Origin of the sequence: Aminobacter carboxidus (genome assembly GCF_014863355.1) — a bacterium.
In the GTDB taxonomy this organism is placed as follows: Bacteria; Pseudomonadota; Alphaproteobacteria; order Rhizobiales; family Rhizobiaceae; genus Aminobacter; species Aminobacter carboxidus.
Genome location: NZ_JACZEP010000016.1, coordinates 20,599 through 33,433 on the forward strand (window position 1 = coordinate 20,599; position 12,835 = coordinate 33,433).

At 63.0% G+C, this 12,835-nt stretch carries 12 protein-coding genes; 3 read left to right on the forward strand and 9 right to left on the reverse strand.

Annotation, left to right across the window (positions count from 1 at the left end; all coding sequences use genetic code 11):
* Positions 1–19 precede the first annotated feature (19 nt).
* The 8 genes from IHE39_RS27375 to omp10 form a co-directional block, all read right to left on the reverse strand.
* Positions 20–1,243, reverse strand: coding sequence for an MFS transporter (locus IHE39_RS27375; RefSeq protein WP_192568716.1), 1,224 nt, complete (start codon positions 1,241–1,243; stop codon positions 20–22).
* A gap of 56 nt (positions 1,244–1,299) precedes the next feature.
* The gene (locus IHE39_RS27380; protein ID WP_192568717.1) at positions 1,300–1,941 is read right to left on the reverse strand and encodes a TetR/AcrR family transcriptional regulator; all 642 of its coding nucleotides are present in this window, start codon (positions 1,939–1,941) and stop codon (positions 1,300–1,302) included.
* A gap of 106 nt (positions 1,942–2,047) precedes the next feature.
* Positions 2,048–2,512 (reverse strand): NfeD family protein, encoded by a 465-nt coding sequence (locus IHE39_RS27385; protein ID WP_192568718.1) that lies wholly within the window; start codon positions 2,510–2,512, stop codon positions 2,048–2,050.
* A 41-nt stretch (positions 2,513–2,553) separates the two neighbouring features.
* A complete protein-coding gene (locus IHE39_RS27390; RefSeq protein WP_184769624.1) occupies positions 2,554–3,504 on the reverse strand; it encodes an SPFH domain-containing protein in 951 nt (316 codons plus the stop codon).
* A gap of 113 nt (positions 3,505–3,617) precedes the next feature.
* Positions 3,618–4,832 carry an NAD(P)/FAD-dependent oxidoreductase gene (locus IHE39_RS27395; RefSeq protein ID WP_192568719.1) on the reverse strand — a complete coding sequence of 405 codons (1,215 nt, stop codon included), beginning with the start codon at positions 4,830–4,832 and terminating at the stop codon, positions 3,618–3,620.
* A gap of 64 nt (positions 4,833–4,896) precedes the next feature.
* The gene (gene hemH / locus IHE39_RS27400; RefSeq protein ID WP_192568720.1) at positions 4,897–5,961 is read right to left on the reverse strand and encodes a ferrochelatase; all 1,065 of its coding nucleotides are present in this window, start codon (positions 5,959–5,961) and stop codon (positions 4,897–4,899) included.
* 125 nt (positions 5,962–6,086) lie between these two features.
* Entirely contained in the window at positions 6,087–8,066 is a 1,980-nt protein-coding gene (locus IHE39_RS27405) for a 5'-nucleotidase C-terminal domain-containing protein (protein ID WP_192568721.1), read from the reverse strand.
* A gap of 233 nt (positions 8,067–8,299) precedes the next feature.
* Entirely contained in the window at positions 8,300–8,689 is a 390-nt protein-coding gene (omp10, locus tag IHE39_RS27410) for an outer membrane lipoprotein Omp10 (RefSeq protein WP_184769628.1), read from the reverse strand.
* A gap of 258 nt (positions 8,690–8,947) precedes the next feature.
* On the opposite strand from omp10, the gene IHE39_RS27415 reads away from it, so the two are divergent.
* From IHE39_RS27415 to IHE39_RS27425, 3 genes are read left to right on the forward strand one after another with little or no spacing between them, the layout of a single operon-like run.
* Entirely contained in the window at positions 8,948–10,384 is a 1,437-nt protein-coding gene (locus tag IHE39_RS27415; protein ID WP_192568722.1) for a PTS galactitol transporter subunit IIC, read from the forward strand.
* A gap of 57 nt (positions 10,385–10,441) precedes the next feature.
* The gene (locus IHE39_RS27420) at positions 10,442–10,903 is read left to right on the forward strand and encodes a PTS sugar transporter subunit IIA (RefSeq protein WP_192568723.1); all 462 of its coding nucleotides are present in this window, start codon (positions 10,442–10,444) and stop codon (positions 10,901–10,903) included.
* A gap of 21 nt (positions 10,904–10,924) precedes the next feature.
* On the forward strand, positions 10,925–11,212 hold the full coding sequence (locus tag IHE39_RS27425) for a PTS sugar transporter subunit IIB (RefSeq protein ID WP_115730919.1): 288 nt from the start codon (positions 10,925–10,927) through the stop codon (positions 11,210–11,212).
* A 69-nt stretch (positions 11,213–11,281) separates the two neighbouring features.
* Here IHE39_RS27425 and IHE39_RS27430 read toward each other — a convergent pair whose 3' ends face one another.
* Positions 11,282–12,727 (reverse strand): homospermidine synthase, encoded by a 1,446-nt coding sequence (locus tag IHE39_RS27430; RefSeq protein WP_184769631.1) that lies wholly within the window; start codon positions 12,725–12,727, stop codon positions 11,282–11,284.
* Between the last annotated feature and the right edge of the window lie 108 nt (positions 12,728–12,835).

Here is a 12,835-nt window from a genome sequence, read left to right on the forward strand (position 1 = left end):
CCGCGCCTGACGGCATCGCCTATTCGTCCGAAGTGCCGCCCGCTTCGTCGCGCCCCAGCGCGAGCGCGGCAATGACTGCGCAGGCCGCAAGCACTGCGGCGCAGGAGATGAGCACGGCCGTTGCGCCAAACAGGTCGAGGGTTGTGCCGACGACAAGGACGGAGACCGGTGCCGCGACCAGGATCAGGCTTATCGACGCGCCGATCACATGGGCGCGCAGGCTTTTTGGCGCGCTGGTCTGCAGCAGTGTGGTGAAAATGGGCGAAAGCGGGCCCGCGGCCACGCCCAGCACCGCACCTGATGCAATGAGCATCGGCATAGAGCGATCGATGGCAAGGATGACGACGCCGACGGCAAGGCCGATGAACGCTGCGACAAAGACGTTGCGCAGGCTGGGGCTGCGGCCGAGTGCTGCCAAGGCAAGATTGATCGTAATCGCACCTGCTGCAGCGGCGGTGAGATAGATCCCAAGTGCTGAAGCCGGTTGGCCCTCGCTGCGCAGGATCGCGGGCAGGGCCACTGCTTCGATCGCCACGAAGGTGCCGGTGCCGACGCTCGCCAGAAGCAGGGCCGTTCGCAACCGGACCGATCCGAAGATGATGCGCAGGGCCGCCCTGAACTCGGCGGTCGCCGCCGATGACGCCTGCCGCAGGCGGAACTGCGGCAGGCTCAGCATCACCAGCATGGCTGCTGCTGCATTGATTGCCGCGATGATCCAGAGCAGCGCCTGCGTGTCGACGACAGCCACCAAAACGGCGGCGATCGCCGGCCCGACGATGGCAGCACCGCTGTCTATGAGATCGTCGATGGCGTTGGCACGCAGCAACGGCATCCGGGCCAGCCGCGCGATTTCGGGAACACGGGCCTCGATCGCCACGCCGCCGGGGCCGTCCAGGATGGCGCCGCACAAGGCGAGCGTCACCAGCAGGCCGATCGTCAGTGTGTCCAGGCTGTGGAGCAGGGCGGCCGCAACGGCGGCGGCAGTACCGAAACAGGCGGCGAGTATGGCCGTCCGGCGTATGCCAAGACGCTCGGCAACAAGCCCGCCAAAGGCGCTGCCGACGATTGCCGGGGTCAGCGTCATGAAGGCGATGACACCCATCCAACTGGCGCTGCCGGTCAGGTCATAGACCAGCCAGGGGTAGACGATCGCGGTGATCGCATTGCCGAGATTGAAGACGATGCTGGCCAGTTGCAGCCCGGCAAAGGGCCCACGCGTTCTGGCAAGGCGCAAGGTTGTCATGAATGCTCAACTGCTGATCGCAGCTTCCTTCGGTTTCGCTTTTCGGGATTGCTGCTTCAGGCTTTGACGGTCTGTTCCCGATCTGCCTTGCCGGACACTTTTGCCCCCGGCCGGAGAAAGCGGGTCAGAAGCAGGTGCAGATTTGTCCGTTGTTCGAGCGGGTGGAAGCCGGGGTCGACAGCGATGCGGCCGAATATGCCGTCAATCAGCGCACCGACCCAGCGGGCGGCTTCGACAGGATCGAGCGTGGCATCGATCTGCCCGCGCGAAGCGGCGTCGCGCAACATCACGCTGAGCGACGCCTGCATTTCGGCATCGTGGGCGGAAACCAGCGCGGCGATCTGCCTGTCGCGCATCGCTTCGGCGGCGATTTCGAGGGCTAGGCTCGAATAGGCGGGATCGGCAGCCAGTTCGAGCACGATGTCCATGAATTTGAGGATCGCGTCGAACAGGTCCTGGCTCTGGTCGATCTGTGCGAAATAGGCGGCCGTCTCCCTGCGGTCCTGCTCGACGATCGCAGCGATAATCGCCTGCTTGGTCGGAAAATAGTGGAACAGGTTGCCGGGGCTCATGCCCGCTTCGGCGCAGATTTCCGCTGTCGAGGTGCCGTGGAAGCCCTTCCTGGTGAAACAGCTGATGGCCGCATCCAGGATCTGCTGCTTGCGCGCCTCGAATTTTTCTGGGTCGACCTTGCGCATCCGCGCTCTCTTTTATTATTAGATTGTTCAGTCTAATAATTGGGCGCAGCTGTCTGGTCAAGTCTGCGGCCTTGCAAGGCAGCCGGGTGCAGGTGGCGGACCAGCCTCAGACCGGCTCGACCACCAGTTCCAAGTCGGTGTCTGCGGCACCAATGACACGCACCTGCGCGCCTGCCGGCAAATCAGGGCCGGAAACCCGCCATGTCGTATCGCCGAGCTTGATGCGGCCACGGCCTTCCTTGATCGGCTCGGACAGCGTCGCCGTGCGCCCGATCATCTGGGCGCCACGACGGTTCAGCAGCGGCTGGTCGGATGCCGTCTCGCGGTCGCGGACGATTTTCTTGCCGACATAGGCTGCGGCGAGCGCCAGCACGAGGAAGACCAGGACCTGCACCTGCCAGGTCCAGAACGCAGCGTCCCAGAGCAGCAGCGACGCCGCGCCGACGATCAGCGCGGCGATGCCGATCCACAGCAGGAAGACGCCTGGCGCGAAGATCTCGAGGCACAACAGGATGAAGCCGAGCAGCATCCAGTTCCAGGGACCGAGTTCGGCAACGATGCGTGCGATCATGTGCGGTTCCTCAATTCACCCCAAGTCCGGATCGAGGAGGTTCAGCCCTGCTCGGGTGGGATCCTTGGCGTGCGCGCGGCCTGGCGCTGCCCGCCTGCGGTGCCGCCGTCGCGGAACACTTCCTTGGCGATCTCGCCGATACCGCCGAGCGTGCCGATCAGCGACGATGCCTCCATCGGCATCAGGACAAGCTTGCTGTTGTTGGCCGTCCCGACCTTGGCAAGCGCTTCGGTGTACTTCAGTGCGACGAAGTAGTTGATCGCCTGGACGTCGCCCTTGGCGATGGCTTCCGACACCACCTGGGTGGCGCGGGCTTCGGCTTCGGCGGAGCGCTCGCGGGCCTCGGCGTCGCGGAAGGCTGCTTCCTTTCGGCCCTCGGCTTCCAGCACCTGCGCCTGCTTCATGCCTTCGGCCTCGAGGATCTGGGCGCGCTTGTTGCGCTCAGCCATCATCTGGCGGCCCATCGACTCGATGAGGTTGGCCGGTGGGTTGATGTCCTTGATCTCGACGCGGGTGATCTTGATGCCCCATGGGTGCGCCGCTTCGTCGACGACACGCAGCAGCCGCTCGTTGATGGCGTCGCGGTTGGACAGCAGCTCGTCGAGATCCATCGAGCCCATGACGGTGCGGATGTTGGTCATGGTCAGATTGAGGATGGCATTCTGCAGGCCTGCGACCTGGTAGGCGGCCTGTGGCGCGTTCAGCACCTGATAGAAGGCGACGCCGTCGACGGCGACCATCGCGTTGTCCTTGGTGATGATCTCTTGCGTCGGCACATCAAGCACCTGCTCCATCATGTTCATCTTGGCGCCGATGCGGTCGATGAAGGGGATGATCAGGTTGAGGCCGGGCGTCAGCGTCCTGGTGTAGCGGCCGAAACGCTCGACAGTGTAGTTGTAGCCTTGCGGGATGGTCTTGATGCCGGCGAACAGCACCAGGAGCACGAGAACGACAAGTACCGGGATGACGATATCGAAGCCGCTGAAGCCCATGCGAAAATCCCCCGCAAGTTGAGTGCGCGATTCACAAGTCGCGCCATATGCGCTGAAGACTTACGGGCGTTTCGGCGGCGACACAACACAGCAACCCAGAAATGTCGTCTGGCTCAACGCTGGACGGCGAACAGCTCGGCGTCGGTATCCTTGCGGCCGGAAATGGTGGCGGCAACGATCTCTGCAGCGATGCGTGAATAGGTGATGCCGTTGCCGCCATAACCCATGGCCGCGTGGATGCGCGGGTGGCCAGGAATGGTACCGACATAGGGCAGGCCGGTCGGCGTCGTGCCGAACGAGCCGGCCCAGGCGAATGCCGGCTTGGTATCGAGCCCAGGCAAAAGCCGCTTCAACTTTTTCGAAATGCGATCCGTCTTCTCTGCGATCAGGGCGTCGCGGCGCGCTTCGTCGGTGAAATTTTCGTCCTCGCCGCCACAGATCACCCGTCCGTCCGCTGTCGCGCGCAGATAGAGATAGGGGTCGGACGCTTCCCAGATCAGATGCCTGCCGGGCCAAAGCGCCTGCTTCTGCGCCCTTGTCGCGATCGCCCAGGTCGAGATGATCTTGTGGTCGGTGGCAGGCAGCAGGTCGGCGACGAGTTCGTAGCCTGTCGCCAGCACGACATGGCTGGCCGTGATGGTCGGGCCTCCAGCCGTCGTCACGACGACCTCATCGCGGCTGGCCTTGACGGAGACGGCCTCGACGGGGGCGTGAAAGCGGCCCTTGCGCTCCAGCACCTTGCGCCACAGCCCGGCGGTCAGCTTTCTCGGGTCGAGTGCGAGGTTGTCGTGGCTGAGAATGGCGCCCCTGCGCCGGATGCCGGACCGCTCGTGCAGCTCAGGCATCGTAAGATAAGTGGCGTGGATGCCGGCAAGGCGCCGCGCTTCGGCCTCATCGCGCAGTGCCTCGGCATCCAGCACATCGCCAGCGAGGTAGAGCGAGGTCCTGGACTCCATGTTGCAGCGGATGCCGAGTTCGTCGATGCGCGCCTTGAGATTCATGACGGCGAGCCGCGAACGTCGCCATGCGCGTTCGGCGCGCTCGCGGCCGATGTGGTGGACAAGCTTCGACAGCGGTTGGTCGATTTCGAACTGGACAAGGGCGGTGGTCGCCGCGGTCGAGCCGAGCAACGGCCCGCGCCGGTCGATGCAGACCACCGACTGACCGGCATCGGTCAATGCTTCGGCGATCATCGCGCCGCTGATGCCCATGCCGATGATGGCGACGTCGGTCTTGATGTCACGGGTGAGTTTGCCCGCCGGGACGGAGGGTGCGCGATAGGCGTACCAGACGGGCCGTCCGGTCCTGAGGTCGAGCTTGCGGGTCATGAAAGGGCGGTCTCCCTGGCCCGCGTTCAACGCCGCGCGCCGATGGAGGTTCCGCCCGCGGCGGCTAGACCCAGCCCATCAGTTCGCGGCGCGTGATGGTCTCGATCACCGCCATGCCCTCCGGACTGTCGTTGAGGCAGGGGATGTGGGAGAAGTTGGTGCCGCCGGCATGGTGGAAGATCTCGGCGTTTTCGCCGGCGATTTCCTCCAGCGTCTCGATGCAGTCGGCGGAAAAGCCTGGATTGACGATGGCGATCGACTTGACGCCCTCCTTGGCCAGCCGTTCCACCGTCTTGTCGGTATAGGGCTGCAGCCATTCCTGCGCGCCGAAGCGCGACTGGAAAGTGCTCATCAGCTTCTTGTCGCTCATCCCAAGCCGCTCGCGCAAAAGCCGCGTCGTCTTCACGCAATGGCAATGATAGGGGTCGCCCTTTTCGAAATAGGGTTTTGGGATGCCGTGATAGGAGGCGAGAATCACCTCGGGCTCGAATTCGAGCTTGGCCAGATGCTGCTCGATCGAGCGCGCCAGCGCCTCGATGTAGACCGGCTCGTCGTAATAGGCGGGTACCGAGCGGATGCTCGGCTGGGCGCGCAGCTTCATCAGCGCGCGGAACAACTGGTCGTTGGCGGTTGCCGTCGTCGTTGCCGAATATTGCGGATAGAGCGGGAACAAAACGATGCGGTCGCAGCCCTGGGCGATCAGCTTCTTGGTCACGCTTTCGGTCGAGGGATTGCCATAACGCATGGCCCAGTCGACGACGACATCGGGCAGGTCGCGCAGCGCTTCGGCGAGCTTTTCACCCTGGGCACGCGTGTAGGTGCGCAGCGGCGACTCATCGCGCTCGGTGTTCCAGATCTTTTTGTAGTTCTCGCCCGACTTCTTCGGCCGCGTGTTGAGCACGATGCCGTAGAGGATCGGATACCACAGCAGCTTCGGCATCTCGATGACGCGCGGGTCGGACAGGAATTCGCGGAGATAGCGCCACATCGACTTCTGGTCGGTGCCGTCGGGCGTGCCGAGATTGACCAGGAGAACGCCGACCTTGCCCTTGCGCACGGCAGGGTGAGGGTTGGGGAATGGGCCGAGCGCCTTGGCCGATTTCTCGTCGATTGTGGTCGTCAGGTTCATTCGGTGTCTCCGTTACGCGGGATACCTAATTGAAAGGCGCCGGTGTTCAATGTCGCGTCTGGCCGCACCCAAAAACAAAACCCGCCCGGTTGGCCGGGCGGGCTTGCTTAGGCCGGAAAGCCCTATCAGTTTGCCGACGGGATCGAAAGCGTTCCGCCGATGGTGAGGTCCTCGGCCTTGGCGTCCGGATTGGCCGCAGCGATGGCCTGCCACTTGGTCGCGTCACCGAGATAGGTCCTGGCGAGATCCCAGAAGGTGTCGCCGCGCGCGATGGTGTGCGACTTGCCGCCGGCGGCCGGCGCAGCCGCCGGTTCAGCTGCCGCAGGTGCTGCCGCTTCGGCTGGCTTGGCCGGCTCGATGGCCGGTGGCGTGTTGGCGATCTCGCCCGAAGCGCTCGGCAGGGCCGGCGTTGCCGGTGCGGCTTCGGCGGTTGCTGCCGGTGCTGCTTCGGCGGGTTTTGCCGGCTCGGCCGGGGCAGGTGCCGCAGCAACCGTCGCGGCGATCTCGGTGATGCGGCCGTCAAGCTTGGGCGTGAACGGACGGTTCTTGGCGAGATAGTCGGCGACCACCTGCTCGAGGCTCGGACCGTAGTCGTAGGCGTTGGTGGCATTCGAAGCGAACAGCTTGTAGCCGTCGCCGCCCTGGCGGACGTAGTTGTTGGTCGCAACCGTGTAGACTTTGGCTTCGTCGATCGGCTTCCAGGCGCCGCCATCCATCACCTCGACCGACTTGACGCGGCCGGCATTGGCCGCGACCGACTTGTCGAACGCGTACTTCAGGCCGGAGACCTGTGGGAACTTGCCTTTGCCTTCCTCGATCTCGCTGACGCCTGCTTCAAGCGAGGCAACGATGTCCTTGCCGGAAAGCTGGAAGGTGGCGAGCGTGTTCTGGAACGGCAGCACGGTGAGCACTTCGCCCATGGTGACCACGCCCTGGTCGATCGAAGCACGAATGCCGCCGCCGTTCTGGAAGACGATGGTGACGCCCTGGTCCTTGACCCGGTCGAGAATGGCGTCGGAGATCAGGTTGCCCATCTCGCATTCACGGGCGCGGCAGCTTTCGCGGCTGCCGTCGATGATCGCTGTGGTCTCGGCGACCTCCTTGTTCTTCAGCTCCTCGATCGGCGCGCCGAGTTCCTTGATGCGGGCGAGCACGGCTTCGTCTGGCTTGACCGAGTTGTCGAGATAGATCGGGTCGCCCTTGGCTTCCTTGACGACGCCGTTGTCGTCGAAGGTGACGGTGAATTCGCCGAGATACTTGGAGTAGGACGCAGCCTGGGTGACCGGGACCTTGTAGCCGTCGGGGTTGTCGATCATCGTCGGGTAGGGCCCTTCGGCCTTGGCGTCGGTGTTCGACAGCAGCGAATGCGAGTGGCCGCCGACGACCACGTCAACGCCGGGGATCTTGGCGATCAGTTCCTTGTCGCGGGGGTAGCCGACATGGGTCAGCGCGATGATCTTGTTGACGCCTTCGGCCTTCAGCTTTTCGACTTCAGCCGTGATCGTCTTGATGTCGTCTTCGATGGCGATGTTGGGGCCGGGCGAGGCGACTTCGGGCGTATCGGTGGTGACGGCGCCAATGATGCCGACCTTCTGGCCGCCGACCTCGAGCACCAGCGACGGCTTGATGCGGTCGCCGACCTTGGACTGGGCATTGGGGTGGACGTTGGCGGAGAGGACCGGGAACTGGATCTTCTCCAGGAAGGGCACCAGTGCTTCTTCGCCGTCATCGAACTCGTGGTTGCCCACGGTCATGGCGTCGAACTTCATCTGGTTGAGGAACTCGGCTTCAACCGCGCCCTTGTAGGTGGTGTAAAACAGCGAACCCTGGAAGTTGTCGCCGCCGTTGAGCAGCAGAACGTTCTGGCCTTCGAGCTTCTTGCGCTGTTCGGCGATGGCAGTGACCAGGCGCGCGGCACCGCCGATGCATTCGCCCTTGCCTTCTTCTTCAGCGGAACAGGTCGATTCAAACTTGTTGTTGCTCTCAATGCGGCTGTGCCAGTCATTGATATGCATGATGGTCAACGTGTAGTCGGCGAATGACGGCACGGCGGAATAGCCGAATGCCGAAGCCGACAAAGCCGCAATGGCAGCCAATCTCTTCATGATGAAATCTCCCGAATGACCCCCGCGAGACGTTTAGCGTCTTCGCTTGACCGGAATGTTACACATTCCTTGGGGCCATGTTCACATTCCGAATTTTCGGATGCAAGGGAGAATCGGCAGTTCGTAGCCGTCTTACCTGTCGGCTGGCAGCGGCTTGGCCGGTACTGAAACCGGCGACCGCACCGGTTAGGTCAGCAAGCCGATGCGCCCGCCGTAGCGGGCGCCGATTTAGCTCAGGCGGTGCGCCTGGTGAGGGTGAATTGCTGGCCAGCGGAGCTGGTGCAGTTCAACTGGTTGGCCGAGATCAGCAGGCAGTTGAAGCTGATCGGCGACTGGCGGATCAGCGAGGTGCCGTTGATCTGCACCGAGTTGGCGCCGGTCAGGATGTAGGTGCCGTCCGACAGCTTCTGGCCGGTGTCGGTTGCAACCGTCTGGAACGAGCCGGCGGCAAAGGTGGAGAGCCCGGTGCCCTTGGCGTCGAGCCATGCACCTTCCACGCCTGACGGTGCAGGCCTCATGCCACCACCGCCCGAAGATCCGCCGCCGCTGGTCGAGCAGCCGGCAATGGCGGCCGCAAGCAAGGCAAGCACTCCGGCCGAAGCAATTTTGCGCGAAGTCGTCATGAAAGAATCCTCTCCTCAGTCCGCAGCCTTCAATCGCCCGATTTTGCTTTCAAGGCAAGGCTTTGCCGGCCGTCATCGTCGGTCAGGCAACTGCGAATTGGCCCCAACTGTGGCCGAATTGCCCGCCCGTTGGACCACCGGGACAGCATGGACAGATTGACAGTTTTTGCAAACGATGCAACTTTCGTATATCGTCAAACACAAATGTTCTAGGCTAGGGATGCGCCTGGAGCAGCTTAGACGCCTTGGGGAGGCAAAATGGATTCGTTTCTGACCGGCCTGAAAGCGGCCGTGGACACGCTTGGAGCAACGGTTCTGTTGCCCATCGTCATCTTCATCATCGCTGTGGTTCTTGGTGCCAAGGTGGGCAAGGCGTTCCGCGCCGCCATCACCATCGGCGTCGCCTTCATCGGCATCAACCTGGTGCTCGGGCTGATGCTCGGATCGATCGGCGACGTCGCCAAGGCGATCGTCACCAACACCGGCATCCAGCGCGACATCGTCGATGTCGGCTGGCCTTCGGCTGCGGCCATCGCCTTCGGTTCGTCCGTCGGCCTGTGGGTCATTCCGATCGGCATCGCCGTCAACATCGCGCTGCTCCTGCTGCGCTGGACGCGCACGCTCAACGTCGACGTCTGGAACTTCTGGCACTTCGCCTTCGTCGGTTCGCTGGCCACCGCTGCCACCGGCAGCCTGGGCTACGGCCTGGCAGTTGCCGCACTGGTCGCAGCCCTGGCGCTGCTGTTCGCCGACTGGTCTGCACGCGCCGTGCAGCAGTTCTACGGTATCCCCGGCGTTTCGGTGCCGCATCTGGCGTCCGCGCAGATCCTGCCGATCGCCATCGTGCTGAACTGGGTCATGGACCGCATTCCCGGCATCAACAAGATCAACATCTCGACCGAAACCATCGAAAAGCGCTTCGGCGTCTTCGGTGAACCTGTGGTGCTTGGCCTGATCATCGGCCTCGTGCTCGGCCTGATCGCCTATTACAACGCCGGCGACTTCGGCACGGTGCTGTCCAAGGTGCTGACCACAGGCATGACCTTGGCCGCCGTGATGCTTTTGCTGCCGCGCATGGTCAAGGTCCTGATGGAAGGCCTGCTGCCGGTCTCTGATGCGGCGCAGGAGTTCGTGCGCAAGCGCACCGGCGACCGTGAACTGCTGGTCGGCCTCGACTCGGCGATCCTGATCGGTCATCCGGCCGCGATCTCGTCGTCGCTGATCCTGGTGCCGATCGCCATCGTGCTGTCGATCATCCTGCCAGGCAACCGCGTCATCCTGTTCGCTGACCTTGCGGTCATTCCGTTCATCGTGGCGATGACGGCACCGCTGCTCAAGGGCAACGTCTTCCGCATGGTCATCGTCGGCACCGTCACGCTGGCGCTCGGCTTCTATGTCGCCAACGCGCTGGCGCCGCTGTTCACCAGCGCTGCCGTCTCGTCCGGCTTCGAGATGCCGGCCAATGCTGTGCAGATCACCTCTGTCGTCGACGGCTTCCTGTGGATCCCTTACGTGATCATCGAAGCGATCCAGGGCCTTGCCATCGCCGGCCTGGTGCTGATCGCTGCGGTGATCGCCCTGCTGTTTGTCCTCTACCGCCGCAACAGCGCGGCCTGGGAGCGTGCTGCAGGTGCCGAGGACGAAGCCGAAGAGGCAGCTCCTGCCATCCGCGCGAAGGCTACGGTCAACGCCTGATATCGACAACCCGAACCGGCGGCGCGTGCCGCCGGTCTCGGATACTGGAGTGTTTGAATGGCGCGAGCCCTGATGAATTTCCTCGACCCCCAAGCCATCGCCCTGGGGGTCGAGGCGCAAGACAACGAAGCTGTCATCCGCCTGCTGGCCGGCAAGCTCGAAACGCTCGGCTATGTCAAGGCAACCTACGCGGACGCTGTGGTGAAGCGCGAAACGACGATGCCGACGGGCCTGCCGCTCGGCTATGCCCTCAACGTTGCCATCCCGCACACCGACCCCGAACATGTGCTGAAGCCGGGCATCGCGCTGGCGGTGCTGCACAAGCCGGTCGACTTCGCCAACATGGAAGACCCCGACGAGGCGGTCCCGGTTGGCTTCGTGTTTCTCCTTGCGATCAATGACAAGGACAAGCAGATAGACATGCTTCAGGAAATCATGGACACGATCCAGAGCGAGGCAGCACTTGTTAGCCTCAGCAACGCCAAGACGTTCGAAGACATCGCCGCGGTGATCGGCTAGCCACAGCAAGGGATATATCAGATGGCCAAACAGAAGACCGTTCTCTTTGCCTGCGGCACCGGCGTCGCCACGTCGACGGCGGTCAACGCCGCCGTCACCGAAGCCATGAAGTCGCGCGGGCTGACCTTCAACGCCATGCAATGCAAGGCAACCGAAGTGCCGAGCCTCGCCGACAATGTCGATCTCATCGTTTCGACGACGCCGATCTCGGCGTCGGTGACGGTTCCAGTGATCAAGGGGCTCGCTTTCCTGACCGGCATCGGCAAGGACAAAGCGCTCGACGATATCGAGGCCGAACTGCGCAAGTAGCCTCAGCTTCCAATCGATCAAACAAAAAGGGCGCCGTTTGGCGCCCTTTTCGTTTTCAAGTCCTGGCGCTCAGCGCACCAGGATGTTGCGGAACTGCCATGGATCTTCCTTGTCGAGATCCTCCTCGAACAGGCCGGGGCGGCCTTCGAGCGGCGTCCAGTCGGTGTAGTAGCCGTTGACCGGCCCGAGATACTGCTTTTGCACTTCAAGGCAGCGCTTGTAGTCGACCTCGTCGGCTTCGACGATGCCGGCCTCAGGATTCTCAAGAGCCCAGACCATGCCGGCGAGCACGGCGGAAGACACCTGCAGGCCGGTGGCGTTCTGGTAAGGCGCAAGCTTGCGCGCCTGTTCGAGTGTCAGCTGCGAGCCAAACCAGTATGCGTTCTTGTCGTGGCCATAGAGCAGCACGCCGAGCTCGTCCGACCCGTCGACGAGTTCGTTCTCGTCAAGCACGTGATGGACGGGCTGTGCCTTGCCGGCGGCGCCGAACATCTCGTGCAGCGACAGCACAGCGTCGTTGCAGGGATGGTAGGCGTAGTGGCAGGTCGGGCGGTAGGTCACCTTGCCCTTCTTCGAGCGTACGGTGAAGAAGTCGGAGATCGAGATCGCCTCGTTGTGGGTGACTAGGAAACCGTATTGCGGGCCAGGTGTCGGGCACCAGCTGCGAACGCGCGTGTTGGCGCCCGGCTGCTCGAGATAGATCGCCGCCTTGTTGCCCTTCTTGAACTTCTTGGCGTTCTTGGGCTTCCAGGTTTCGTGCGTGCCCCAGCCGAGTTCGGCCGGCTGCAGGCCTTCAGAGATGAAGCCCTCGACCGACCAGGTGTTCCAGAACACGTTCATCGGCTTGGGGTTCTTGGTACGCTGGGTGTCGCGCTCGGCGATGTGAATACCCTTGACGCCGGCCTTCTTCATCAGCGCGGCCCAGCCCTCGCGGTCGTTGGTCGCGGGGATCTCGAACTCAAGGCCCAGATCCTTGGACAGGTTGACCAGCGCCTGCTTGACGAACCACGAGACCATGCCCGGATTGGCGCCGCAGGTCGAAACGGCAGTGGTGCCGCCCGGGTGCTTGCGCCGTTCTTCCAGAAGCGTCTCACGCAGCGCGTAGTTGGTGCGCTCGCCATTGTCGGCGCTGTTGTTGAAGTAGAAGCCGAGCCACGGCTCGATGACGGTGTCGACGTAGAGCGTGCCGAGCTTGCGGCACAGATGCATGAGCTCCACGGAACCGGTGTCGACCGAGAGGTTGACGCAGAAGCCCTGGCCGCCGCCGTTGGTCAGCAGGGGCGTCAGAAGCTCCTTGAAATTGTCCTTGGTTACCGCCTCCTGGATGAATTTGATGCCACGCTCATCCGCGAGTTTTCGGTTCTCGTCGCTGGGATCGATAATCACCATGCGCGACTTGTCGAACTTGAAATGGCGTTCAATGAGGGGGAGCGTTCCGCGACCAATCGAGCCGAAGCCGATCATCACAACAGGACCAGTAATCTCACCGTACACAGGCCATTTTTCATTCGCCATTTTTTATGGCACTCCTTCTCACACTAAAAGAGCCGGGCCCCAATTGACCCGGCTTCAACGGCTAAACCATACATGCTTGTCACAATAAAGCGAATCCGGCTTCCCATA

Excerpts from the sequence above, each read along its gene's own strand:
- IHE39_RS27420 (WP_192568723.1), top strand. The coding sequence starts at position 10,442 with ATGGCGCGAGCCCTGATGAATTTCCTCGACCCCCAAGCCATCGCCCTG.
- IHE39_RS27415 (WP_192568722.1), top strand. The coding sequence starts at position 8,948 with ATGGATTCGTTTCTGACCGGCCTGAAAGCGGCCGTGGACACGCTTGGA.
- hemH (WP_192568720.1), bottom strand. The coding sequence starts at position 5,961 with ATGAACCTGACGACCACAATCGACGAGAAATCGGCCAAGGCGCTCGGC.
- omp10 (WP_184769628.1), bottom strand. The coding sequence starts at position 8,689 with ATGACGACTTCGCGCAAAATTGCTTCGGCCGGAGTGCTTGCCTTGCTT.
- IHE39_RS27390 (WP_184769624.1), bottom strand. The coding sequence starts at position 3,504 with ATGGGCTTCAGCGGCTTCGATATCGTCATCCCGGTACTTGTCGTTCTC.
- IHE39_RS27425 (WP_115730919.1), top strand. The coding sequence starts at position 10,925 with ATGGCCAAACAGAAGACCGTTCTCTTTGCCTGCGGCACCGGCGTCGCC.
- IHE39_RS27395 (WP_192568719.1), bottom strand. The coding sequence starts at position 4,832 with ATGACCCGCAAGCTCGACCTCAGGACCGGACGGCCCGTCTGGTACGCC.
- IHE39_RS27430 (WP_184769631.1), bottom strand. The coding sequence starts at position 12,727 with ATGGCGAATGAAAAATGGCCTGTGTACGGTGAGATTACTGGTCCTGTT.
- IHE39_RS27385 (WP_192568718.1), bottom strand. The coding sequence starts at position 2,512 with ATGATCGCACGCATCGTTGCCGAACTCGGTCCCTGGAACTGGATGCTG.
- IHE39_RS27405 (WP_192568721.1), bottom strand. The coding sequence starts at position 8,066 with ATGAAGAGATTGGCTGCCATTGCGGCTTTGTCGGCTTCGGCATTCGGC.
- IHE39_RS27380 (WP_192568717.1), bottom strand. The coding sequence starts at position 1,941 with ATGCGCAAGGTCGACCCAGAAAAATTCGAGGCGCGCAAGCAGCAGATC.
- IHE39_RS27375 (WP_192568716.1), bottom strand. The coding sequence starts at position 1,243 with ATGACAACCTTGCGCCTTGCCAGAACGCGTGGGCCCTTTGCCGGGCTG.